The organism is Fusicatenibacter faecihominis (assembly GCF_020686945.1).
In the GTDB taxonomy this organism is placed as follows: domain Bacteria; phylum Bacillota; class Clostridia; order Lachnospirales; family Lachnospiraceae; genus Limivivens; species Limivivens faecihominis.
The window spans coordinates 13,715-39,691 of the sequence record NZ_JAJEPR010000028.1 but is presented as its reverse complement, the minus strand read 5'-3'; the positions used below and the strand labels follow the sequence as shown (position 1 = coordinate 39,691).

Here is a 25,977-nt window from a genome sequence, read left to right as displayed (position 1 = left end):
AACTTTCAAGGATATGTCACTGTTCAGTTATCAAGGTTCTCTGTGATTTCATTTGCTCTCTTGCGACAGCTTTTATATTCTATCACAGTTTCTTTTGTTTGTCAACCACTTTTTTCATTTTTTTTGAAAGCTTCAAAAGTTATAATTGTTTGAATTGTTCGAGCAGTTCAATCAATTTCATCGGCGACAGTGAGTATAATACACCACTGCCGCCGGATTGTCAACTACTTTTTTCAAGTTTTTTCCAAAAATATATTAATTTCACTTTTTTCACTTTTTTCCAAAAAACACTTGCCAAATCCGGGAATCCCGTATATAATGTATGAGTCAGCGCAAAGCGCTTGATAAGCTTCCGTGGCTCAGCTGGTAGAGCAACGCATTCGTAATGCGTAGGTCGCCGGTTCGAATCCGGCCGGGAGCTTTTTTTATTGGGTCCACAGAAAGCGGGCCTTTTTTTGACTGTATTTCTATACTGTATTTCTATAAAAAGGCACCCCACACTTTCACGCGGGATGCCTTTTCTTCTATTACTTTACTCTTCGCCTGTACTGTAGTTTTCGGTGCTTGCAAGGGAGGGATCGTCGTAACCGGTGGCGTTGATGATCTCCTGGCTGCGGGCGATGACGGTGTCGGAGGGCTGATAGTCGGTCGTACCGAAAAGGTACTCATGGAGCTGGATCACATTGCTTTCCAGGGTGACGGGAACCTCGTTGTAATCGCTCTGGCTCGTGCGGTGAGCGAAGGGGAAGCCCGTGGAGGAGCCCAGCTTGTAGTTGAGGATATTCAGGCCAAGCTTGATGAGCTCGGTCTCAGAGAAGCTGGTGAGCACCTTCGGGAACATCGTGTGAGCCAGATCCATCAGATTGCTGATACCCATAGTCTTCACTTTATCCACGATCTTTCCGATGACCTCTCTCTGTCTCTCGGTTCTCTTGAAGTCATTTCCGGAGGTATAACGGATACGGGTGTAGGAGACAGCCTGTACACCGCTCATGAGATAGGTGCCTGCGCCGGGAAGGTCTTCATAGGATTTTCCGGTCACCTGGGAGGTCTCCACGCAGTAGCCGTTTACATAACCTGCCTCTTCCTCGTCCACGGTAATCTCGATTCCGCCGATAGCATCGATGAGGTCTACCAGGGCATTGAAGTCCACGGAGACAAACTCTTTGATATCCAGGTCCAGGTTCGTGTTCAGCATGCTGACTGCCCACTCGGGACCGCCGTTGGCGTAAGCCGCATTGGCTTTCCGATACATATCATTACCGATATTGAGGTAAGTATCACGGTAAACGGAGACCATCTTGATCTCTTTCGTGTCGTTGTTGATGCTGGCGATAATGATGGTATCGCTGTTGGCCTGCTCCAGATTTCCTTCGCGGGAATCCAGGCCGAAGAGAGCAATGTTGGTATAGCCTTTTAAGGCCTTGTTCTCTTTCACCTGCTGGTTGATCTCAAGTTTATCGCTTTCCAGTTCCCGGTAATTCATCTCTCCTACCGTATCGCTGAATTTCTGGTACACCCAGAAGGCTCCTCCTGTTGCTACAAGGAGCAGGATCAGTACGATCAGCAGGATCACCTTCAACACGGTATGCTTTTTCTTCTGTTTTCTCATAATTCCTCCTGTTTTTTCTTATTATCCATTTTTGCCTCCCGGTTGGTTGCCGCTCTGGGAGCGGTCCCCGTGTAGGCAAAGAAAAGAACGCTCATGGGAGGAACGGTAATCGTGATGGAATCCTTCCTGCCGTCGCACTCTTCCTTTCTGGATTGTTTTACTCTGGGGTTTCCGGCCCCGCTGCCGCCGTATTCCTTCCGGTCACTGTTGAAAATCTCCTTGTATTTTCCCGGCCAGAGCACGCCCACCGTGTGCTTTTCATAGGTGACAGGCGAGAAATTGGCCACCACCAGAAGGGTATCTTCTTTTTTCTCCGTATTTCTCGTGAAAACAAGCATATTTTCATTGGCGGAGATGCTGTTGATCCACTCGAAGCCCTCAGGGTCATAATCCATACGGTAAAGAGCAGGATGCTTACGATAAAAATCATTCAGTTCACTGACAAACCGCTGCATTTCCAGATGCTCTTCCTTTTCCAGAAGATCCCATTCCAGCTCTTTTTCCGCCTTCCAGTCTTCCTCCTGGGCAAACTCCTGTCCCATGAAAAGGAGCTTCTTTCCGGGATGGGCCACCATATAGGCGTAGGCAACTCTCAGGTTTGCCTCCTGCTGGGCCGTTCTGCCCGGCATTTTCCGGATCATGGATTCCTTTCCGTTCACGATGTCGTCATGGGAAAAAGTCAGCATGTAGTCCTCACTGTAGGCATAGATCATGCTAAAGGTCAGCTCGCCATGATGATACCCGCGGAAGATCGGATCCAGGCTCATGTAGCCCAGAAGATCATCAGTCCAGCCGGTGTTCCATTTGAAATCAAAGCCAAGTCCGTCCTCTTCCACCGGAGTGGTGACGCCGGGCCAGGCAGCTGACTCCTCTGCGATGAGAACGGCGCCGGGCTCTTTTTTCTTAAAGATGGAATTTAAATGTTTGAAAAATTCCACTGCCTCGAGATTCTCATTTCCGCCGTACATATTGGCAGCCCACTCGCCGCCCTGACGGCCGTAATCCAGATAGAGCATGGAAGCCACAGCATTCATCCTAAGACCGTCGGCATGATATTTTTCCGCCCAGAAAAGAGCGTTGGCGATGAGGAAGTTAGAAACCTCCGGCTTGCCATAATCGAAAACGTAGGTACCCCACTCGGGATGGATGCCCCGCCGGGGATCGGGATGCTCGTAAAGGCAGGTGCCGTCGAAACCGCCCAGGCCAAAATCATACTTTGGAAAATGAGCCGGAACCCAGTCCAGAATCACGCCGATTCCTTCCCGGTGAAGGTAATCCATGAAATACATGAAATCCTCAGGCGTTCCGTACTGTCTCGCCGGCGCATAATAACCGGTGACCTGGTAACCCCAGAATTCCTCAGAAAAATGCTCCATGACGGGCATAAGCTCCACATGGGTGTAATTCATCTTCTTCACATAGGAGGCCACCAGAGGAGCCAGTTCCCGGAAATTGTAAATTTCACCGTTTTCTTTCTTTTTCCAGGAAGCGAGATGCATCTCGTAGACGGCCATGGCCTCTTTTTTCAAGTCATGCTTCTTCCTTCCGGCCATCCAGTCCTGATCTTTCCACTCAAAACCGGAAAGCTCCGTCACCACGGAGGCTGTTCCCGGCTGCTCTTCCGTCTCATTGGCGTAGGGGTCTACTTTCAGGAAAACAAGGCCGTTCTTCGCCTTGATCTCATATTTATAAAGAGTTCCCACCGGAAGTCCCGGCACAAACAGTTCAAAAATACCGGAATCCGAAAGTCTTCTCATGGGAAGCCTGCGGCCGTCCCAGAGATCAAAGTCACCCACCAGACTCACGCGCATGGCATGAGGCGCCCAGACGGCAAAATAGACGCCGGGAACTCCCTTCACGGTCATGGGATGGGCTCCCAGTTTCTCATAGATATCATAGCAGATCCCCGCCCGGAAGCGTTTCAGCTCCTTCTCCGTGATCTGCGGCTCAAAATCGTAGGGATTCTGCCAGCAGGCCGTATCTCCACTGTCAAAGGTCACCTGCAGTGTATAAGACGGAATCCTTTTTCCAGGAATCAGGGCTGCAAAAAAGCCCGCCTCATCCTCCAGTTCCATTGGGTACGTTTTCTTTCCGCATACAACACTGATGGCTGCTGCCGTGGGAACAAATGTCTGAATCAGGATGCCCTCATCCGTGACCTGTGCTCCCAAAAGACTGTGCGGGTTATCGGTCTCCGCATAAGTGACTGCCTCGATCTCTGCCCAGTCCATCAGGTTATACAGTCTTTCGTTCATCCCAACACACCTCCCCTTGTATCCTTTATTTTGCGCGGAACTTCCGCTCCGCCGCTGTCATAATTTTACCATATTTACTTTCACTTTCAAGCTTTTTTCATATATTTCCTTTTTGCAGCCCCAGAAACGCCAAAAGGCTGCGTGACGCAGCCTCTTGCTTTTTACTTTAAGATACGGACTTTTAAGACGCCGTCGATTTTTTTCAGGCTTTCGAGAACCGCCTCTGAGGGGTGATTTTCCAGGTCGAAAAGGGAATAGGCGTAATTTCCTTTGCTCTTGTTGAGCATCTTCGCGATGTTGATATCCGCCTCGCCGAACAGGGTGGTAAACTGACCGATCATGTTCTTGATGTTCCGGTGGTTGATGGCGATACGGCAGGCCTCCTGGCAGACACCCATCTCGCAGTCCGGATAGTTGACGGAATGGCGGATGTTTCCGTTTTCGAGGTAATCGATGAGCTCTTCCGCAGCCATTCTCGCGCAGTTGTCCTCGGACTCCTGGGTGGAAGCCCCGAGATGAGGAATCACAATAGCTCCCGGTGTCTTCGCGATGGCCGGTGTGGGGAAGTCCACGACATAGCGTTTTACTTTTCCCTGGTTCAGGGCGTCGATCATGGCTTTCTCATCCACCAGAAGGTCTCTGGCAAAATTCAGGATCACCACGCCGTCCTTCATCTGATTCAGGGCATCGGCGTTGATCATCTCTTTCGTGCTGTCGAGCAGCGGCACATGGATCGTGATATAATCGCATTCCCGGTAGATATCGTTCACATCCTGGATATGATGGATGTCTCTGGAGAGCTTCCAGGCGCCGTCCACGGAAATGTAGGGATCATAGCCGTAGACCTCCATATCCAGATTGACTGCCGCGTTGGCCACGAGAACGCCGATGGCTCCCAGGCCGATGATGCCGAGCTTCTTTCCTTTGAGCTCGCAGCCGGCAAAATGCTTTTTCTCCTTCTCGGCCCGTTTTCCAAGGTCCTCGCTATCCTTTTCACCCTGGACCCAGGCGACACCGCCGATGATATCTCTCGAAGCCAGGAGCAGGCCGGCCAGAACCAGCTCTTTCACGCCGTTGGCATTGGCTCCCGGGGTGTTGAAGACCACGATGCCCTGCTCCGCGCATTTTTCCAGGGGAATGTTATTGACGCCGGCTCCGGCTCTCGCCACGGCCTCCAGCATCGGAGGAAGTTCCATCTCATGCATGGAAGCGCTGCGGATCATGACCGCGTCGGCTTCCCTGATATCTTCTGTTTTCTCAAAATCCGCTCCGAAAAGGCTCGTGCCTTTCTCGGAAATCGCATTCAGGCAGGTATATTTAAACATCACGCATTCTCCTCCTCAAACTTTTTCATAAAGGCAACGAGAGCCTCCACGCCTTCCAGCGGCATGGCGTTGTAGATGCTGGCTCTCATGCCGCCCACGGTTCTGTGGCCTTTCAGGTTCACAAGACCTGCCGCCTCTGCCTCTTTGACGAATTTGGCATCCAGCTCTTTATCGCCGGTGACAAAGGGCACATTCATGAGGGAACGGTCTTTCTTTTCCACGGTGCCATGGAAGAGACGGCTCTCGTCGAGATAATTATAAAGAATCGCCGCTTTTTTCTCATTCTTTTCCTTCATGGCAGCGAGACCGCCGTTCTTTTTCAGCCATTTGAAGACCTTGCCGCACATGTAAATGCAGTAGCAGTTGGGGGTGTTGTAGAGAGAACCCGCATCCGCGTGGGTCTTGTAGGTAAGCATCGTGGGCGTTCCCGGAAGGACATCCTCAGTGATAAGGTCCTCACGGATGATGGCGATGACCATGCCGGCCGGGCCGATGTTCTTCTGGACGCCGCCGTAGATAATGCCGTATTTTGTCACATCCACCGGTTCGGAAAGGAAACAGGAGGACACGTCAGCCACCAGAGTCTTTCCTTTCGTGTTGGGGAGTTCTTTGAATTTTGTTCCGTAAATCGTATTGTTTTCACAGATGTAGACGTAATCCGCATCCGGGCTGATAGGAAGATCGCTGCAGTCCGGGATATAGGAAAAGGTCTTATCCTCGGAAGAGGCGATCTTGTTGGCCTTTCCGTATTTCTGTGCTTCCTGCCATGCCTTCTTCGCCCACTGGCCGGTGACGATATAATCGGCCACGCGGTTCTTCATAAGGTTCATGGGGATCATGGCGAACTGCTGGGACGCTCCGCCCTGCAAGAAAAGCACTTTATAGTTGTCAGGAATCTGCATCAGATCCCTTAAATCCTGTTCTGCGGTCCTGATGATCTGGTCGAAAGCCAAAGATCGGTGACTCATTTCCATCACGGACATTCCGGAACCGTTGTAATCCAGCATTTCCTCCGCAGCTTCTTTTAATACTTCTTCCGGCAGACAAGCCGGTCCAGCTGAAAAATTGTACACTCTCTTCACTACTTGCTTCCTCCTCTTATCTCTTTAATTCACTAAAGTGTAGCGCGTTGTGAAAGAATTGTCAACCCTTTATTTTCCTACCGGTTACACTTGTCTTTATTGCACAGACAGTTTTAATGTAAAAAACTCCTTTCCAGGTTTCCGTTTTCCCCGGAAAGGAGTCGCTCATCGGTCTGTTCTACTCAGATATTTATCAAGAACCAGGGCCAGTTTCCGCACATCCACCGGCTTGGTGACATGCTCGTTCATGCCGGCCCGGAAAGCCTCCTGCACATCCTCCGCAAAGGCATTGGCCGTCATGGCAATGATGGGAAGCTGATCGGTATAGGGGGTATGAAGCTCCCGGATGGCCCGGGTCGCCTGGTAGCCGTTCATCACCGGCATCTGGATATCCATAAAGACCACATCGAAGTAGCCATCGCCGCGTTTTTTCAGAAGCTCCACTGCCTCCTGTCCGTTGACAACGGACTCTGCCTTTATACCAAAGTCCTCCAGGAAGGTTTCGGCGATCTCCCGGTTAAGCTCGTTATCCTCCGCCAGAAGAGCTCGGAAGCCTTCAAAGCTTGCAGCCGGCCGTTTTTTCTCCTGGCCGCTTTCTTCTTTTTTCTCTGGTGCTTCTTCTGCCGAGAACTGTAAGATGACGGTAAAAATGCTTCCTTTTCCAGGTTCGCTCTTCACCTCGATGACGCCGCCCATCATCTCCACCACGGAATGGGTGATGGAAAGGCCGAGTCCCGTTCCCTGGTTCTTCTGGGTCATGCTGTTATCAGCTCTCGTAAAGGGTTCGAAAACCTTTTCAAGAAACTCCTTCGACATACCGATGCCGTTATCCTCCACCTGGAAGCGGTAGCGGCACTCTTCGCCCGTTTTATTCGGAAATTCCATCAGGCGCATGCGGATCCGGCCGCCCTCCGGCGTATATTTCACAGCGTTGGAGACAAGGTTGATAAATACCTGGCGAAGGCGCACAGGATCGCCCTGGACGTACTCGTGGATGAGATCGATCTCCACCCGGAAATCCTGTTTCTTTTTCCGAGCTTCCGTCGCTGTGACCTCCGCCGATTCGTTCATCAGCTTTTTCAGGGAAATCCGCTGGCGGCTCAGTTCCATCCGGCCACTCTCGATTTTGGACATATCAAGGACATCGTTGATGAGGCTTAAGAGAAGCCTGGAGGAGTCGTCGATCTTTCTTAAGCAGTCCTCCACCCGCTCCCGGTTGTCCAGATTTTTCATGGCGATGGCCGTCATTCCGACAATGCCGTTCATGGGAGTACGGATATCGTGGGACATGCTGGAGAGGAAAAGGCTCTTGGCCCGGTTGGCTCCCTCCGCCGTATGGTAGGCCTCCTTCAGAGCCTCGTTCATCTGCTCGCTCCGGCTCTTCGTCTCGTGAATATCCTGGAATGAAACGGACATGACGCTGGGGATTGTGTTCTGCTCCTCCAGCTGGGTAAAACGAAGACGCACCCAGCGATAGCCTTCCCCTGTCTCCAGGCGAAGCTCCGTCTCAAAGATGCCTCCCAGCTTCACAAAAAACCTGGAGATCTCATGGAGCCGCAGGCTTCCATGGATCGTCTCCCAGTCCTCCGGCCAGACAGCCTTCGCCAGCACATCCTTGCGGAAATCGTCATAATAGCCGCTGTGCAGGTTCCGGAAACAGCCGCCTAAATTTCTGTGAGAGACCTTATACCCGCCGGTTCGCATGTTCACATAGAGAATCAGGAGAAAATCCTCCGCCAGCGCGTGGATCAATCCCAGGTTTTCATTTCCGCGCTCCTGCATCATGTTCAGAAGATCGTCCCGCTCGTCAAAGTCACTCTCATATTTTTTCACCAGACAGGTATTTTCGTACTCTTTGGTCAGAAGAGAACGGCAAAGTACAGCCAGACTTTGCCGCTGCTCCTCAGAAAAAGTGCTGTCCGGCTTCACCTTTACCTGAAGCTGACCAATGGTCTTTCCGTGAAGGGAAATAGGTTCCAGAAAGCTCTCTCCATCCCCGCTTTCTCCGCTTTCCCAAATGAGGCCTTTCTCATCCTTCAGGGCAAAGGAAGCGCCCTGGCTCTTTCCGGCAGTCTCCAGAAAGTTGCGGATATCGTCCAGACAGAAAAACTCACGAAGCAGGGGAAGCGCAGCCTCTTCTTCCTCGCTTTCCTTCGTCTCCTCCCGAACCAGAGTGCCGAAAATATCATAATAAATCCGGTTCCTTCCGGCGCTCAGAAGATAAGTCAGATCCTCCTGAAGCGCCTGGTCGGAGCGAAGGAGATCCACCAGCTCCGGAGAATAGAGTGAGCCGCAGCCCTGCTCCAGTTCATCCAGAAACTGCTGAAAACGGATTCCACCTTTATAGCTTCTCTCGAGACTGTCAGTGGCCGCATCCATGCTGTCCGCGATGTGGATGAGCTCGATAAAAAAACGATAAGGCGAGGCGGTGTTGTCAAAATCTGCCGGATATCCCATTTTTCCGTCGTAGGATTTATGATGGCCCAGTACAACGTCGCCGTACTTCCGGAGCAACTTTCCCTTCCGGGTAATTTCATAGCCATCCTCACAGTGCTTTCGGATTCTTTTCCGCTCCCGCTCCGTCAGCTGACGGGACTGTTTGTTGATGATCTCGCCGATCTTGATCTTTCCGATATCGAAGACCTGAGCTGCCTCATTGACGTAGGTCATGATTTTTTCCCGGTTTTCAAAGACCTCCACAACGTTCTGGCAGTCCAGAGACCCCACCAGAAGGTCGGGGCAGTTGGTGAAAACGCTTTCCATAATCCGTGCCGCGATCTGGCCCACCATGGAGGAATGAAGAAGGGTTTCCTCGTCCCGGTTCAGAGTGGCGTTCATCAGGAGGTTGAAATCCACCTCCCCCTCATCCACCAGCTCAATAAAATCTGCCAGTGACCGGGTCACCATATCGTTTACAAAGGCACTATTTCCGGTCCGGGGAAGGTTGCGGATGATGTTCAGATACTGGTCCGCACATTTCTTCCAGATCTCCCGGTCGCCGTGGTACTCGTCTTTGTAGTGGACGATCACATAGAGAATATTCGTCAGATGGACTGTCGCGATTTGAAAGACCCGGCTGTCATAAAATTCCACGCCCTTCTGGCTGCCCAGGGGCTCATTTTCCAGAATATAGCTGCAGAAGGCCCAGTAATCCTCCACAAAATCCGTGCAGCTCATTTTTCCAAGGAAAAAGAGACAGCGATGGTAGTTGCAGTAAATCTCATCGGGCATCTCGAAACGGTTGGGATTTTTCTTCAGCTCTGCCTCGTAAAGCGCCCCCAGAACTTTTTCTCCGCGAATCAGAAATTCATCCGTCACATCCGCCCGGTCCGAACCGCAGATATAGTTTCCTAAAACGTCATAATTCAGCTCGTCGATGAGCTCGTCAAAGTCCAGATTTTCTCCGTCTTTTTCCCGTACTCTGGGGTCGTTATAAAAATCCATAGCCTCATCCAGAATCCTCAAGAGCTCCTCACAGCTTACCTGACGGAAATTGACCGATACCACGGGATGATTATAAAAAGCGTAAATGATCCTTTTTCGCACACCCAGATCTTCGATCTCAAAATAGAGATCCTTTCGCTCCACAATCTGCTGGAAATATGCCTTGCTCCGCTCCCCGTCGCCTTCCCCGGAGCCCGCGTTGTACAAGCCGCCCAGAATGTTCAGGCACCAGATCTCGCCGCCCCGGTTCTTCGTCTCCCTGAAATAGCCATTCAGAAGCTCTGTCACTTCCCGGAAGGCCAGATCATCCTCGTAGCCCTCTGCTCTGCAGTCGATGATCTCATGGAGGAAGCAGTCAGCCAGCTCATCGTTTAAAAGAACCTCTCCGCTCAAGAACGGACGGACATAGAGATTCAGAAGAGCCTCGTTCTCAATGTAAAGGTTTCTCATGGACCTGGCTTTCTTCCTCAGCTTCTCCAGCCAGATTTCCTGATCCTCCGCCTGAAGAAGGCGGTCGATCACCTGCGCTTCCGCATCCAAATTTTTCTTATATTTTTTGTAAAAATCTTCTATGTCTTTCCGCGATACCATTTAAAACGGCCCCAATCTTCCTTAGTATATAAAATTTATTGTACCACAACGCGAAAGCTTTTACCAGCAAATCCACCACCCGCGGATAAAAAAAGAGCCCATTTTTGATTATGGGCTCTTTCTTTGTATATGCAGCTAATGATTTTTATTTCAAGTCATCCTGATCGAAGACTTCCTCGATGGCTGCTCCTGCAGGAACCATCGGGAATACCTTGTCATCTTTGTCGATGATGCAGTCGATGACTACCGGACGGCCAAGCTCCATAGCTTTCCGCAGGGCAGGCTCAAACTCTTCCTTCTTCGTCACGCGGATGCCTACAGCACCCATGGCTTCTGTCAGCTTCACGAAATCCACGTTGTCGTTGAGGATCGTGTTAGAATAGCGTTTTCCGTAGAAAAGAGTCTGCCACTGACGCACCATTCCCAGAACATGGTTGTTGATGACAACCTCGATGACCGGAATGTTGTACCGGGCAGCGGTGGCGATCTCGTTCATATTCATACGGAAGCAGCCGTCTCCGGCGATGTTGATGACGGTCTTCTCCGGGCAGCCCACTTTGGCTCCGATGGCTGCGCCCAGGCCGTAACCCATGGTGCCCAGGCCCCCGGAAGTCAGAAGCTGATGGGGCTCTTTGTATTTATAATACTGAGCCGCCCACATCTGATGCTGACCAACCTCGGTGACGATCAGAGCATTTCCCTCGGTGATCCGGTAGAGCTCTTTCACCACATAGGGGCCGGTGAGACCTGCAGGATCGTATTTCAGCGGGAATTTATTTTTATACTCCTCGATATGTTTTACCCAGTCTTCGTGAGCGTTCTCATCCAGCTTCGGAAGCAGGCGTTTGAGCACCTCCTTCACATCGCCGATGATGGAAGCGTCCACCATGACGTTTTTGTTGATCTCTGCGGGATCCACATCGATCTGAAGAATTTTGGCATTCTCGGCAAACTTGGAGACCTTTCCAACCACACGGTCGCTGAAACGGGCGCCGATGACGATGAGCAGATCACAGTCTGTCACACCGAAGTTGGAAGCCTTTGTGCCATGCATACCGATCATGCCGCAGTAGAGCTCGTCTCTGCCGTCGAAAGCGCCTTTTCCCATCAGGCTGTCGCCCACGGGAGCGTTGATCTTGTGAGCCAGAGCCCGCACTTCCTCGGAAGCGTTGGAGATCACGGCTCCGCCTCCCACATAGAGGAAGGGACGCTCGCTCTTGTTGATCATCTCCGCAGCCGTCTCAAGATCTGCATCTTTGATATATTCGGTGCTCCGCAGAACCGGCCAGGGCTCCTGACGGGTATATTCCGTCACAGCTGCGGTCACGTCTTTCGTGATATCTACCAGGACAGGACCGGGACGGCCTTCCTGGGCGATGAAAAAGGCGCGGCGCATTGTATCAGCAAGCTCCGTAACGTCTTTTACGATAAAGTTATGCTTTGTGATTGGCATCGTAACACCGGTGATGTCGATCTCCTGGAAGCTGTCCCGGCCCAGAAGGGGGACGGTCACGTTGGCTGTGATGGCAACGACGGGAACAGAATCCATGTATGCGGTGGCGATACCAGTGACCAGATTGGTAGCGCCCGGTCCGGAGGTAGCCATGCAGACGCCGACCTTTCCGGTGGCTCTCGCATAGCCGTCCGCCGCGTGGGAAGCTCCCTGCTCATGGGAGGTGAGGACGTGACGGATCTCCTGGTCATGTTTATAGAGTTCATCATAAATATTCAGGATCGCGCCGCCGGGATAACCGAAAACGGTATCCACTCCCTGCTCTTTCAGACATTCTACAACGATCTGGGAACCTGTTAATTTCATTCTTCTTCCTCCAGTTAGTCACTTATTTTGTCTTCGGGATTTCAAGGATTGCGCCGCGGTTTCCGGATGTAACCATGGCTGCATAGCGGGCCAGATAGCCGGTAGTGATCTTCGGCTCTCTCGGCTGCCATTTCGCTCTTCTCTCAGCCAGCACTTCATCGCTGACCTTGAGTTCCAGCTTGTTCTCTGGAATATTGATGGAGATGATATCTCCCTCCTCCACCAGAGCGATGGGGCCGCCCACAGCTGCCTCGGGGGACACATGGCCGATGGAGGCTCCTCTGGAAGCTCCGCTGAAACGGCCGTCTGTGATGAGGGCTACGCTGGAACCAAGACCCATACCTGCAATCGCGGAGGTCGGATTCAGCATCTCACGCATGCCCGGGCCGCCTTTCGGTCCCTCGTAACGGATGACAACCACATCCCCTGCCACGATCTTGCCTCCGAGGATGGCTGCGATCGCATCCTCCTCACAATCGAAGACTCTGGCCGGTCCTTCATGAACCATCATCTCAGGCACAACAGCGGAACGTTTGACAACGCCGGAGTCCGGTGCCAGATTTCCTTTAAGAATAGCCAGGCCGCCGGTGGTGCTGTAGGGATTGTCGATGGGGCGGATAACTTCCGGGTTGCGGTTGACGCTGTCTGCGATATTTTCGCCGACGGTCTTTCCTGTCACAGTCATACAGTCGAGGTTCAGAAGATTTTTCTTCGTCAGCTCTTTCATCACGGCATAAACGCCGCCTGCCTCGTTCAGGTCCTCCATGTAAGTCGGGCCTGCCGGCGCCAGATGGCAGAGGTTCGGAGTCCGTGCGCTCACCTCGTTGGCGATATCCACATTCAGCTCCACGCCTGCCTCATGAGCGATAGCCGGAAGGTGAAGCATGCTGTTGGTGGAACAGCCGAGAGCCATATCTACGGTCAGGGCGTTCATGAAGGCCTCGCTGGTCATAATGTCTCTCGGGCGGATGTTTTTCCGGAGAAGCTCCATAACCTGCATGCCAGCTTTTTTCGCAAGACGGATTCTCTCAGAGTAAACAGCCGGAATCGTGCCGTTCCCCTGAAGGCCCATGCCGAGAACCTCGGTCAGGCAGTTCATGCTGTTGGCGGTGTACATACCGGAACAGGAACCGCAGCTCGGGCAGACCTTGCACTCGTACTCTTCCAGCTCTTCCGCATTGATTTTACCTGCGGTGTACTCTCCTACTGCCTCGAACATGCTGGAAAGGCTTCTCTTCCTGCCCTCCACATGGCCGGCCAGCATCGGGCCGCCGCTGACAAATACAGTGGGGATATTCAGACGAGCTGCTGCCATCAGAAGACCCGGGACGTTTTTGTCACAGTTCGGAACCATAACCAGAGCATCAAACTGATGAGCCATTGCCATAGCCTCTGTGGAATCAGCGATCAGATCTCTCGTAACCAGAGAATATTTCATGCCCACATGGCCCATGGCGATACCGTCACAGACGGCGATGGCCGGGAATACTCTCGGTACTCCGCCTGCCATGGCCACGCCCATTTTTACAGCCTCCACGATCTTGTCCAGATTCATGTGGCCGGGAACGATCTCATTATAGGAACTTACAATACCAACCAGGGGACGCTCCATCTCTTCCTTGGTAAAGCCCAGGGCATTAAAAAGAGAACGGTGCGGCGCCTGCTGTACGCCTTTTTTTACTGCGTCACTTCTCATAATATACACTCCTTCTATCTCTTACTGGATTCTCTCTGCGATCAGATCGCCCATCTTCACGGTTCCCACCAGGGTGCATCCCTCGGACATGATATCGCCGGTGCGATAGCCGTCCTTCAGGACCTGTTTTACCGCTGCCTCGATGGCATCTGCCGCCTCGTCAAGATCCAGAGAGAAGCGGAGCATCATGGCTGCGGAAAGAATGGTTGCGATGGGGTTGGCCTTGTCCTGGCCCGCGATATCCGGCGCGGAACCGTGGCTCGGCTCGTAGAGACCGAATTTTGTCTCGTTGAGGCTGGCGGAGGAAAGCATTCCGATGGAACCGGTCACCATACTGGCCTCGTCAGAAAGGATATCTCCGAACATGTTCTCGGTCAGGATCACGTCGAACTGCTTCGGATCACGGACGAGCTGCATCGCGCAGTTGTCCACCAGCATATGCTCGAGGGTGACTTCCGGATAATCCTTCGCCACTTCTTCCACAACGCTTCTCCAGAGACGGGAAGAATCCAGCACGTTGGCTTTATCCACGCTGGTGACTTTCTTCCGACGCTTCATAGCGATATCGAAACCTCTCCTGGCAATCCGGCGGATCTCGGTCTCGCTGTAGGTCAGGGTATCAATAGCTTTTTTCACACCGTTTTCCTCAATGGTCTTTCTCTCACCGAAGTAAAGGCCGCCGGTGAGCTCTCTCATAATCACCAGATCAAAACCGTCGCCGATAATCTCATCTCTTAAGGGGCAGGCTGCTTTCAGTTCCTCATAGAGGTAAGCCGGCCGCACATTTGCAAAAAGATTTAATGATTTTCGAAGCTTCAGAAGGCCTGCCTCCGGGCGTTTGTCCGGTGAAAGCTTGTACCAGGAAGAAGTCTTGGCGTCTCCTCCGATGGAACCCATCAGGACTGCATCGCTTGCTTTGGCTTTCTCAGTGGTCTCGTCGGTGAGGGGCACGCCGTTCACGTCGATGGAAGCGCCTCCCATGAGAAGATCTGTGTAGTCAAAAGAAAAGCCATATTTTTTTCCTGTCACATCCAGGACTTTTCTTGCTTCCCGGACGATCTCCGGACCGATACCGTCACCGGAAATCACTGCTATCTTATAATTCATCACAATCATCCTTTCTCTGCTGCGTTAAAGTATATCATAATTCATTTTTCACTGTTTTTCAATAAAAAGTTACAGTGATGCATAAAAAAAGACGTTGGAAAATCCAACGCCTTTTCGGTAAAATTATTCTGCTTCCGGTTTCTCAACCTGAGAGATTGCAGTTTTTTTCATGGGGATACGGCAGTTCTTGTTGCTTCCGAACTCCACGATCACGTCCTCATCGGTGATGTCGATGACAACGCCGTAGAAACCGCTGGTGGTTACTACGCTGTCGCCTACAGCCAGCTCTGCCAGCATGGCATTCAGCTTTTTCTGCTCTTTCTTCTGGGGTCTGATGGCAAGGAAGTACATGATCACTACGATTACAACGATGTAAACCAGAGTGAAGCCGATGCCGATACCGCCTGCTGCTGCGGTGTCACTTGATAATAAAAACATATTTTTTCCTCCTTATGGCTAACGCCTGTGCATGCTTACTACTATACACAATTTTCCCGAATACATCAAGCCTTTTTTCTTGATTATTCGCCCTGTTCCATTCCTTCGAGCTTGGCTTTCTTGAATTCCTTGTAGCGTCCTTCCTCGATGGCTGTGCGTATCTCTTCCATTAAATGGTTGTAGAAATAGAGATTGTGGAGCACGCAGAGACGCATGCCCAGCATTTCCTTGGCTTTCAGAAGGTGACGGATATAGCCTCTGCTGTAATGACGGCAGGCCGGACACTGGCAGCCTTCCTCAATGGGCTTCTGATCCAGCTCATATTTCGCGTTGAAAAGGTTCAGCTTTCCGTACTTCGTGTAAACGTGGCCGTGACGTCCGTTCCGGCTCGGGTATACGCAGTCGAAGAAGTCCACGCCCCGGTCCACGGCCTCCAGAATATTGGCCGGTGTGCCGACACCCATCAGGTAAACCGGTTTCTCCAACGGAAGATAGGGCACAACCTCGTCCAGAATCCGGTACATTTCCTCGTGAGACTCTCCCACAGCCAGACCGCCTACAGCGTAGCCGTCCAGATCAAGCTTCGCGATCTCCTTAGCATTCTCGATACGGATATCCTCATAAATACCGCCCTGGTTGATGCCGAAAAGCATCTGATGGGGGTTGATCGTATCGGGCAGGCTGTTTAAGCGGGCCATCTCATTTTTGCATCGAACGAGCCAGCGGTAAGTCCGCTCCACGGAATTCTGGATATAATCCCGGCTGGCGGTACTCGGCGGGCACTCATCGAAGGCCATCGCGATTGTGGAGGCCAAGTTAGACTGAATCTGCATACTCTCCTCGGGTCCCATGAAGATCTTTCTGCCGTCGATGTGGGAATTGAACTTCACGCCCTCCTCCTTGATTTTCCGGAGTCCTGCCAGGGAGAAGACCTGGAATCCGCCGGAATCGGTCAGGATCGGTTTGTCCCAGACCATAAATTTATGAAGACCTCCCATCTTCTTCACAACCTCGTCGCCGGGGCGCACATGAAGATGATAGGTGTTGGAGAGCTCCACCTGGGTACCGATCTCCTGTAAATCCATGGTGGAGACTGCGCCCTTGATCGCCGCCGCAGTTCCCACATTCATGAATACCGGCGTCTCAATCACTCCATGTACGGTTGTAAAACGGCCTCTTTTTGCCTTGCCGTCTCTTTTTATCAGCTGATACATGATTCACCATCCTTTTTTTTCGTCATTGATTGCTCATCAGTTTAGTATACCGTGATATGGCTTTTTTTGCAACAAGTTTCGATTCAGAAGCTGACAGTTTGGTATCTTTGTCAGTTGAATTTTTTCCGGCTTTGCCCTATAATAGCCTCATATGCTCTGAGAAACCTTTTATTATAAAAGGAAGTTTCTCTCTCAGAGTCTGACACACCATCGTTTTATTCCATACAGAGAATAGGAGGACACAGGATTTTCCTGTAAGTACATATGACGCAAAACCGATATACTTTAGGAATCGACATCGGTTCCACTACTGTGAAGATCGCGATCCTGGACGAAGAAAAAAATCTGCTCTTTTCTGACTATGAGCGGCATTTCGCCAACATCCAAGAGACTCTTTCTTCTCTTCTGAAAAAAGCCCACGACACCTTAGGGGAACTCACCGTTCATCCCATGATCACTGGTTCCGGCGGACTGACCCTGGCCAAACACCTCGGGGTTCCTTTTGTTCAGGAGGTAATTTCCGTATCCACAGCCCTGCAGCATTGCGCTCCCCAGACGGACGTAGCCATCGAGCTCGGCGGTGAGGACGCGAAGATCATCTACTTTGAAGGCGGAAATGTGGAGCAGCGTATGAACGGTATCTGTGCCGGCGGTACGGGTTCCTTTATCGACCAGATGGCTTCCCTTCTTCAGACGGATGCCACCGGCCTGAATGAATACGCGAAAGATTATAAAGCTCTTTACACCATTGCCGCCCGCTGCGGCGTTTTCGCAAAGACCGATATCCAGCCCCTGATCAACGAGGGCGCGACAAAAGAAGACCTTTCCGCCTCCATTTTCCAGGCGGTCGTAAACCAGACCATCAGCGGCCTGGCCTGCGGTAAACCGATCCGCGGCCATGTGGCTTTCCTGGGAGGACCTTTACACTTCCTCTCCGAGCTCAAAGCCGCTTTCATCCGCACGCTGAAGCTGGACGACGAGCACGCCATCACCCCGGAGAACTCCCATCTTTTCGCAGCCATCGGTTCCGCGCTGAACTACGACGAGAAGGTTTCCGTTTCCCTCTCCGAGATGGTGAAAAAACTTTCCTCCAACATCAAGCTGGAGTTTGAGGTGGCACGACTCGATCCCCTCTTCGCTTCCAGAGAAGCCTATGAGAAGTTCACCGAGCGCCAGAACCAGTACAGCGTGGCCAAGAGAGACTTTTCCACCTATGAAGGAAACTGCTTCCTCGGCATCGACGCCGGTTCCACCACCACAAAGGCAGCCCTCGTCGGTGAGGACGGAAGCCTGCTTTACTCTTTCTACAGCAGCAACAACGGAAGCCCCTTAAAAACCGCCATCCGCGCCGTCCAGGAAATCTACTCCCTGATGCCGGATACTGCAAGAATCGTCTACTCCTGCTCCACCGGTTACGGCGAGGCCCTGATCAAAGCCGCCCTGATGCTGGACGAAGGCGAGGTGGAGACCATCTCCCATTACTACGCTGCTTCCTTCTTTGATCCAAACGTAGACTGCATCCTTGACATCGGCGGCCAGGACATGAAATGCATCAAGATCAAAAATCACGCCGTGGACAGCGTACAGCTCAACGAGGCCTGTTCTTCCGGCTGCGGTTCCTTCATCGAGAACTTCGCCAACTCCCTGAACTACAGCGTCCAGGATTTCGCGAAGGCCGCTCTCTTTGCCGAGAACCCCATCGACCTTGGAACCCGCTGTACCGTATTCATGAACTCCAAGGTAAAACAGGCCCAAAAAGAGGGTGCAACCGTCGCCGATATCTCCGCAGGCCTTGCTTACTCCGTCATCAAGAACGCTTTATATAAGGTAATCAAGGTTTCCGACGCCACAGAGCTCGGCCGCCACATCGTTGTCCAGGGAGGAACCTTCTACAACGACGCAGTTCTCAGAAGTTTTGAGAAGATCGCCGACTGCGAGGCCATCCGTCCGGATATCGCCGGTATCATGGGAGCCTTCGGAGCCGCCCTCATCGCAAGAGAGCGCTATGTGGAAGGTGCCGAAACCACGATGCTCTCCATCGAGAAGATCAACAAGCTTCAGTTCACCACCACGATGGCAAAATGTAAAGGCTGCACTAACAACTGCCGTCTGACCATCAATCGCTTCACCGGCGGCCGTCAGTTCATCAGCGGAAACCGCTGCGAGCGCGGTCTGGGCAAGGAAAAGAATAAAGAAAAGATCCCGAACCTTTTTGAATATAAGAATAAACTCCTCTTCGGTTACACACCGCTGGAGGCAGACGAGGCAGAGCGCGGAGAGATCGGTATTCCGAGAGTTCTGAACATGTACGAGAACTACCCGTTCTGGTTCACCTTCTTCACGAAGCTGAAATACCGGGTCATCCTCACACCGGCCTCCTCCCACAAAATGTACGAGCTGGGCATCGAGTCCATCCCCAGTGAGTCCGAGTGCTATCCCGCCAAGCTGGCTCACGGTCATGTGACCTGGCTCATCCGTCAGGGCATCAAGGAGATCTTCTATCCGAGCATTCCTTACGAGCGGAAAGAGTTCCCGGATGCGAACAACCATTACAACTGCCCCATCGTTACTTCCTATCCGGAAAACATCAAGAATAACATCGACGAACTTAGGGACGGCAGCATCCGTTTCCGCCATCCCTTCCTGAACTTCGAGAGTCCCGAGACCATCACCCTTGGCCTTACCAAAGAGTTTCCGGAAATCCCGGCCTCCGAGATCGAGGAGGCTGTCCGCCTGGCCTGGGACGAGCTGGCAAAGACCAGAGAGGCCATGTGGGAAAAAGGTCAGGAGACCTTAAAATGGCTGAAGGACAACAACCGCCACGGCATCGTTCTGGCAGGAAGACCCTACCATGTGGATTCCGAGATCAACCACGGTATTCCGGAGCTCATCAATTCCTACGGCGTGGCCGTTCTTACCGAGGACTCCATCTCCAACCTCAATGAGCCGGAGCGTCCCCTCATCGTCATGGACCAGTGGATGTACCACAGCCGTCTCTATGCCGCTGCCAACTATGTGAAGACCACGGAAAATCTGGATCTCATCCAGCTGAACTCCTTCGGCTGCGGTCTGGACGCCGTTACCACCGACCAGGTAAAAGATATTCTGGCCAACTCCGGAAAGATCTATACCTGCTTGAAGATCGATGAGATCAGCAATCTGGGCGCTGCCCGTATCCGTGTCCGCTCTCTTCTGGCTGCCATCCGCGCCCGTGAGGAGAAAAAGGAGGAGCGAAAAGTCGTTCCCGCCAGCTTCAACCGTGTGGTCTTCACCGAGAAAATGCGAAAAGACTACACGATCCTCTGTCCCCAGATGACACCGATCCATTTCGACCTCATCGAGACCGCCTTTAATGTCTCCGGCTACCGTCTGGAGGTTCTGAACCGAGACGAGAGAGAGGCCGTAAACCTCGGCCTTAAATATGTAAACAACGACGCCTGCTATCCTTCCATCATCGTCGTAGGACAGATCATGAGCGCTCTGCTCTCCGGCAAGTATGATCTCAATAAGACAGCAGTCCTGATCTCCCAGACCGGAGGCGGCTGCCGGGCCAGCAACTACATCGGCTTCATCCGCCGGGCCCTGGAGAAAGCCGGCATGGAGCAGATTCCGGTTATCTCCATCAACTTAAGCGGACTGGAGAAGAACCCGGGCTTCAAGCTCACACCCCAGCTTCTGATCCGCGGCGTCTACGCTGCCTTCTTCGGCGACGTCTTCATGCGCTGCGTTTACCGGATGCGGCCTTACGAGCAGGTGAAGGGCACCACAGATAAGCTCCATAAAAAATGGGTGGGCATCTGCAAGAAATTCATCTCCAGCCGTTATCCGACCTACGGCCAGTTCAAGAAGATCTGCCGTCAGATCATCCGGGAATTTGACAACATTCCGATCACCGACGAGCAGAGACCGAAAGTCGGCATCGTCGGCGAGATCCTGGTAAAATTCCTGCCGGCTGCCAACAACCATCTGGTAGAGCTTCTGGAGGCAGAGGGAGCCGAGGCCGTTATGCCGGACCTCATTGACTTCCTGCTCTACTGCTTCTACAACAGCAACTTCAAGGCGGAAGCGCTTGGCATGAAGAAATCCACCGCTACTCTTTCCAACATGGGCATCAAGCTCGTGGAGCAGATCCGCGGAGCCGCCGCCAGAGAGTTCCAGGCCAGCCGTCACTTCACGCCGCCGGCCCACATTGAGGACCTGGCAAAATATGCCAAGGATATTGTCTCTCTCGGAAACCAGACCGGCGAGGGCTGGTTCCTGACCGGTGAGATGCTCGAACTGATCCACAGCGGAGTCAACAATATCGTCTGCACCCAGCCCTTCGGCTGCCTGCCCAACCATGTCGTTGGTAAAGGCGTCATCAAGGAGATCCGCCATCAGTATCCGCTGGCAAATATCGTGGCCATCGACTATGACCCCGGTGCCAGCGAAGTAAACCAGCTGAACCGTATCAAGCTGATGCTCTCCACAGCCCAGAAGAATCTGAAAGCACAAAAAGACGCATAGCGAAAAAAAGCGTTCCCGCTGCCATCCTTTTATGATGGCGTCCGGGAACGCTTTTTTATGCTTTTTTATTATTCTGCTGCCTGAGTCTCGGTTTCTGTCTCGGTCTCGTCTGTGGTTCCGCTCATGATCTTGTTGAGCTCGTCGATCATCTCGTCATCCTTCAGACGGAATTTAACTTCCACTCGGCGGGAGGCGTCCATATCCACATTTCCGTCTGCATCCAGAATCGGGTTCGACATAGAGTGGCCGTTTACCGTGAGCACCTGTTTTAAGTCTTCCTCCTGGGTACTGCTCAGGAAATCATCCTCGATCGAGAGCAGATACTGGGCAACTGCCAGGGATCTCTGCTGGGAGAGGCTTAAGTTATAAGCGTAATCACCGGTAGTATCGGTGTAACCGTCGATGATGATCTCTGCCAGATAATCCTTGTATTCTTCTTTCATCAGCACCTGACAGTATACCGGAAGCACCTGATCCAGAACTGCCATACCCTCATCGGTGAGCTCCGCCTTATTGTAGTCAAACATGACGTTGCTGTCCAGCATCAGGGCTCCTGTCTTGGAATCGATATCCACGTTCAGGTTCTGAGCCGTGAACTCTTCTTTCAGGGCTGAAATGACGTCGGCCTTGACGCCGATGATGTTCTCGATCTGGGTCTGCTGATCCAGAAGCTGCTGGTTCTTCTCATCCAGCGCGCTCTGCTGGGCAGCGAGCTGCGTGCTCTGCTCATCCAGCGTGATCTGCTTGTCAGCCAGGGCCGCTGCCAGCTCATCCAGTTTGCTCTGCTGTTCATCCAGCTTTGCCTGTTGCTCGTCAAGTTTTGCCTTCTGGGCTGCCAGGAGCTGGTCTTTGTCCTCGATCTGGCCCTGCTGCTCATCCAGCGTGGTCTGCTGGCTGATGACCTGGGCCTGAGCAGCGATTCTCTCATCCCGCTCCTTGATGCTGTCGTCATAGGTCTTCTGGGCCTGGAAAAGAGTCACGCACATGATCAGTACAAACAGGAGCAGAAGGCCGCACATCATATCGGAATAGGAGCGCCAGACGTTAAAGCTTCCATTTCCTTTTTTCTTACGTCTTCTTTTCATATGCAACCCTACCTGTCATTCTTATTCTTGAAAAAGCCGAACTTCGCGTTGGCTTTTCCGCCGTTCTTTGCCAGCTCCTGAACCCACTCGGACATCTCCTGCATGGTTTCGCGCTGATTTTCCTGCTCCTCCTTCAACATATTTTCCATCTGCTGTACCAGTTCCCGGTTGGAGCTGACGTTCTGCAGATTTCCCCGGTGAAGGTAAACATTCTTATCATCTCTGCTGACAGCCAGATCTTCAAATACCCGCTTGATCTGCTCAAGAGCTGCAGATACCTCTTTCTGGGCGGCCATGTACTCGTCCACTTTTTCGGAGTAGTTCTCGATGAGACGGGTGTTGGCCTCAAAGATCTGCTCATTGTATTTCTGGGACATTGTAAAGCCTTCGAGGCCGGAAGCGGCGGCGTTGACATATTTCTGCATGGTCTGGTTGCAGGCAACCCAGAATTTGGCGGAGGTCTGCTCTGCCTCTTTCATGTAGTCCATGATCTGCTTGTAAGCGTTCTGCTGCTCCTTCATGATCCGCTGGCTGTCCTGCATTACCTGGTCGGCGCTGATCATGTACTGGCCCTGAGACTGAACCATCTCCTGAATCTGCTGGTGCATATTCTTCTGCTCCTGCTGGAAGGTGGCGTTAAGTTCGGTGGCCAGCTGCTGATAGAGCTGTTTCGTGTAAACCGCGTTGCTCTCCTGGGCCTGGGTAAGCTCCGTCACGGCCTTATTAAAGCCGTCAAACTCCATCTTGAAGGAGCTGTTCATCTGTTTCAGGAACTCATCCAAAATGCCTTTGACCATCTCTTCCTGGCCCTTGGTCATGGAAGTCACGAGAATGTCAAGAGACTGGTTCATTTTCCGGAAAGCCGGGGTGATAACTTTCTCAAAGCTGTCTGCCAGCTGATCGGAGAACTGATCTGCCATACGGTTGATGGAATCTGCCTGAGTCTGCTGGAAGGAGATCATAAGGTTTTTGGACTCCATCTCAGCGGAAGGCATCACATGGGCATGGAACTTGTCCAGAAATTCATCCAGAGCGGTGACAAGGGAATCGTAGCTGCTCCGCATATTATAAGTATAGACGAGAGCCAGAGCCAGACCATAGATGGAGGTCAGGAAAGCCACCTTGATTCCTTCTACCAGAGAAGCCACGGAAGAAGTCATCGCGTCATAGTTTGCCGGGTTGAAATTCTTAAGACCCCAGACCAGACCGATGAAGGTACCAAGAATACCGAGGCTGGTAAGCATGTCGGGGATCATCTCCAGGAGAGATCTGTGGATGCTGCTGTCCACCAGATCCTCATTGATGTAATCCTCCACATCGGCGATACCGCCCTTGGAGCTCTTTGCGTAACCCCAGAAATCCTTGAGCTGCTTGTCGATGGAGCGGATTGCAAAAATCTTGTCTGTTTTCAGTGTGGGATCGTTTCTCTCGGCTTTCTTCGCTGCGATCTGGAAGTCATGCTCCAAGCCGCTCATCCGGAAGAAGCCGCCGATGAGGCCTGCAAAATACAGGACGACCATGATCGCGAGAAAGATCAGATTGTACAGCATGGATTCCTTTGTTCCCTGACTGCCCATGAGCAGGGTCATGCCGACACAGCCTGCCAGCGCTGCCACGAACAAAAGATGGCCGAAAATCTTCTTGCCCATTTGTATACTCCTCCTTTATCTATAGGTTTTCAATTTGCCAGTCGATCGGGTCCAGGCCGTTGGCTTTCAGGAAACGGTTCGTCTGGCTGAAATGGCCGCAGCCGAAGAAGCCGCGGTAAGCGGAAAGCGGACTCGGGTGAGGCGCTTCCAGAATGAGGTGCTTCGGATTGTTCAGCATGGCTTTTTTCATCTGAGCGGGTCTTCCCCAGAGCAGGAACACGATAGGCCGATCCTGTTCGTCGAGAATCCGGATCGCCGCGTCGGTGAACTCCTCCCAGCCGATGCCCTGATGGGAATTGGCCTGATGGGCCCGGACCGTGAGCACGGTATTCAGAAGCAGAACGCCCTCTTTTGCCCATTTAACCAGACTGCCGTTATTGGGAATGTAGCAGCCGCAGTCATCGTGAAGCTCCTTGTAAATATTCATCAGGGAAGGCGGGATGTCGATTCCCGGCTTCACGGAAAAACAAAGTCCCTCGGCCTGACCATCCCCGTGATAGGGATCCTGGCCCAAGATCACGACCTTCACCTGACTTAAAGGCGTCAGGGCAAAGGCGTTAAAAATATCATCCGCCGGCGGAAAGATCTGCCGCGTGGAATACTCCTCTTTTACTTTCTTATACAGAGTAGCGTAATAGGGCTTGGCGAACTCCGGTCTCAGAGGAGCCAGCCAGTCATTGGATATTGCTGCCATTTTATCGCTCCCCTTCTCTTCTGACCGGTACGTTGCGCTCGGCAAGATAATCCTTCACCTCGCGGATGGTCAGTTCTTTATAGTGGAACAGAGATGCCGCCAGGGCTGCATCTGCATGTCCCTCTGTCAGTGCTTCGTAGAAATGTTCCTTTGTTCCGGCCCCGCCGGAAGCGATGACGGGAATATGTACTGCATCGGCGATGGTCCGCGTGAGGGTCAGATCGTAGCCCGCTTTCGTGCCGTCGGCGTCCATGCTGGTGAGAAGAATCTCTCCCGCACCCAGCTTTTCTGCCCGGATGGCCCACTCCACAGCGTCAAGGCCCGTATCGATGCGGCCGCCGTTCTTGTAAATGTTCCAGCCGCCGTCCTCTCTTCGTCTTGCGTCGATGGCCAACACCACGCACTGGCTGCCGAATTTGTCCGCCGCCCGGCTGATGAGCTCCGGCTCATTGATGGCCGCGGAATTGACTGAAATTTTGTCCGCTCCCTCTCTTAAGATTGCCTTGAAATCCTCCACCGTACGGATTCCGCCTCCCACCGTAAAGGGAATAAACACCTGGTCCGCCACCCGGCTCACCATATCTGCCACAGTCGCCCGGTTGTCGGAGGAAGCCGTAATATCAAGAAAAACCAGCTCATCGGCCCCGGCCTCGTCATAGGCCTTCGCGATGGCCACCGGATCTCCGGCATCTTTCAGATCCACGAAATTGACGCCTTTTACAACCCGGCCGTTTTTCACATCAAGGCAGGGGATGATTCTTTTCGTAAACATCAGCAACCGCCCCCTTCCAGCTCTGCAAAGTTCTTCAAGATCTGAAGGCCGATCCTGCTGCTCTTCTCCGGATGGAACTGGCAGGCGAAGACGTTGCCCTTTTCCACAGAGGCGTCAATATCGGTGCTGTACCAGGTTCTGGCCTTCACGATGTTCTCCTCCGCTTTCAGATAATAGGAGTGTACAAAATACACATAAGGATCCTCCGGCAGATCTTTAAAAAGCCGTCCGTCCCCGGATAATTTCAAAGAGTTCCAGCCCATATGCGGAATCTTCAAATCCCCGTTTTCCGGGATCCGTAAGATCTTTCCTTTCAGGATTCCCAGCCCCTTCACGCCGGGGCTCTCCTCGCTCTCCTCAAAGAGAAGCTGGAGTCCCAGGCAGATGCCGAGGAAGGGAGTATTTTTCTCCACGATCTCATGGATCAGCTCCACCAGGCCGTATTTTTCAAGGTTTTCCATGGCGGCCCCGAAGGAGCCCACGCCCGGAAGGATGACCTTATCCGCATGTAAAAGAGTTTCCCGGTCCCGGCTGACCACCGTTTCCTGTCCAAGATGTAACAGTGCTTTCTCCACACTTTTCAGGTTGCCTGCATCATAATCAATGATTCCTATCAAGTCTTCACATCCTTACTCTCTGTTTTTTCATTCGCCTTTCCTCTCTCGTATTTGTCAGAAACAGGAAAGGG

The 25,977-nt window shown here is 52.3% G+C and carries 16 protein-coding genes and 1 tRNA gene; 2 read left to right on the top strand and 15 right to left on the bottom strand.

Translation table 11 applies throughout. The features are described 5' to 3' along the window. The first annotated feature begins 348 nt into the window (after window positions 1–348). Window positions 349–421, top strand: a tRNA-Thr gene (locus tag LKD71_RS13535). 111 nt (window positions 422–532) lie between these two features. On the opposite strand, the gene LKD71_RS13530 is transcribed toward LKD71_RS13535, so the two are convergent. From LKD71_RS13530 to tgt, 10 genes are all read right to left on the bottom strand, one after another. Further along, a complete protein-coding gene (locus LKD71_RS13530) occupies window positions 533–1,612 on the bottom strand; it encodes an LCP family protein (protein WP_178044915.1) in 1,080 nt (359 codons plus the stop codon). After that, window positions 1,609–3,867, bottom strand: coding sequence for a 1,4-alpha-glucan branching protein GlgB (gene glgB / locus LKD71_RS13525; RefSeq protein WP_227615870.1), 2,259 nt, complete (start codon window positions 3,865–3,867; stop codon window positions 1,609–1,611). Before glgB ends, LKD71_RS13530 begins: the two co-directional genes overlap by 4 nt. Window positions 3,868–4,028: 161 nt before the next feature. Further along, window positions 4,029–5,192, bottom strand: a complete 1,164-nt coding sequence (locus LKD71_RS13520) for a phosphoglycerate dehydrogenase (protein WP_227615871.1) — start codon at window positions 5,190–5,192, stop codon at window positions 4,029–4,031. Further along, entirely contained in the window at window positions 5,192–6,274 is a 1,083-nt protein-coding gene (serC, locus tag LKD71_RS13515) for a 3-phosphoserine/phosphohydroxythreonine transaminase (protein ID WP_178046645.1), read from the bottom strand. The genes LKD71_RS13520 and serC overlap by 1 nt, the downstream gene beginning before the upstream one ends. Window positions 6,275–6,439: 165 nt before the next feature. Further along, entirely contained in the window at window positions 6,440–10,309 is a 3,870-nt protein-coding gene (locus LKD71_RS13510; protein WP_227615869.1) for an ATP-binding protein, read from the bottom strand. 145 nt (window positions 10,310–10,454) lie between these two features. Continuing rightward, complete coding sequence (ilvB, locus tag LKD71_RS13505) at window positions 10,455–12,128, bottom strand: biosynthetic-type acetolactate synthase large subunit (RefSeq protein ID WP_227615868.1); 1,674 nt, start codon at window positions 12,126–12,128, stop codon at window positions 10,455–10,457. Between the two features lie 22 nt (window positions 12,129–12,150). After that, on the bottom strand, window positions 12,151–13,824 hold the full coding sequence (ilvD, locus tag LKD71_RS13500; protein ID WP_178046072.1) for a dihydroxy-acid dehydratase: 1,674 nt from the start codon (window positions 13,822–13,824) through the stop codon (window positions 12,151–12,153). 21 nt (window positions 13,825–13,845) lie between these two features. Then, window positions 13,846–14,931 (bottom strand): 3-isopropylmalate dehydrogenase, encoded by a 1,086-nt coding sequence (gene leuB, locus LKD71_RS13495; RefSeq protein WP_227615867.1) that lies wholly within the window; start codon window positions 14,929–14,931, stop codon window positions 13,846–13,848. Window positions 14,932–15,054: 123 nt separating this feature from the next. Beyond that, a complete protein-coding gene (gene yajC / locus LKD71_RS13490; protein WP_178046074.1) occupies window positions 15,055–15,369 on the bottom strand; it encodes a preprotein translocase subunit YajC in 315 nt (104 codons plus the stop codon). A gap of 83 nt (window positions 15,370–15,452) precedes the next feature. Continuing rightward, on the bottom strand, window positions 15,453–16,583 hold the full coding sequence (gene tgt / locus LKD71_RS13485) for a tRNA guanosine(34) transglycosylase Tgt (RefSeq protein ID WP_178046075.1): 1,131 nt from the start codon (window positions 16,581–16,583) through the stop codon (window positions 15,453–15,455). A gap of 264 nt (window positions 16,584–16,847) precedes the next feature. Between tgt and LKD71_RS13480 the strand changes: the two genes are divergently transcribed. After that, the gene (locus tag LKD71_RS13480; RefSeq protein ID WP_227615866.1) at window positions 16,848–21,089 is read left to right on the top strand and encodes a 2-hydroxyacyl-CoA dehydratase; all 4,242 of its coding nucleotides are present in this window, start codon (window positions 16,848–16,850) and stop codon (window positions 21,087–21,089) included. Between the two features lie 68 nt (window positions 21,090–21,157). On the opposite strand, the gene LKD71_RS13475 is transcribed toward LKD71_RS13480, so the two are convergent. Genes LKD71_RS13475 through hisH form a run of 5 tightly spaced genes read right to left on the bottom strand, consistent with a single transcriptional unit; the run spans window position 21,158 to window position 25,906 of the window. Then, window positions 21,158–22,174 carry an OmpA family protein gene (locus LKD71_RS13475; protein ID WP_227615865.1) on the bottom strand — a complete coding sequence of 339 codons (1,017 nt, stop codon included), beginning with the start codon at window positions 22,172–22,174 and terminating at the stop codon, window positions 21,158–21,160. A gap of 8 nt (window positions 22,175–22,182) precedes the next feature. Next, the gene (locus LKD71_RS13470; protein WP_178046078.1) at window positions 22,183–23,823 is read right to left on the bottom strand and encodes a MotA/TolQ/ExbB proton channel family protein; all 1,641 of its coding nucleotides are present in this window, start codon (window positions 23,821–23,823) and stop codon (window positions 22,183–22,185) included. Between the two features lie 19 nt (window positions 23,824–23,842). Further along, window positions 23,843–24,517 (bottom strand): uracil-DNA glycosylase, encoded by a 675-nt coding sequence (ung, locus tag LKD71_RS13465; RefSeq protein WP_178046079.1) that lies wholly within the window; start codon window positions 24,515–24,517, stop codon window positions 23,843–23,845. 1 nt (window position 24,518) lies between these two features. Further along, entirely contained in the window at window positions 24,519–25,289 is a 771-nt protein-coding gene (hisF, locus tag LKD71_RS13460; RefSeq protein ID WP_227615864.1) for an imidazole glycerol phosphate synthase subunit HisF, read from the bottom strand. Next, window positions 25,289–25,906: an imidazole glycerol phosphate synthase subunit HisH gene (gene hisH, locus LKD71_RS13455; RefSeq protein ID WP_227615863.1), complete on the bottom strand. Its 618-nt coding sequence runs from the start codon at window positions 25,904–25,906 to the stop codon at window positions 25,289–25,291. Before hisH ends, hisF begins: the two co-directional genes overlap by 1 nt. Window positions 25,907–25,977 lie beyond the last annotated feature (71 nt).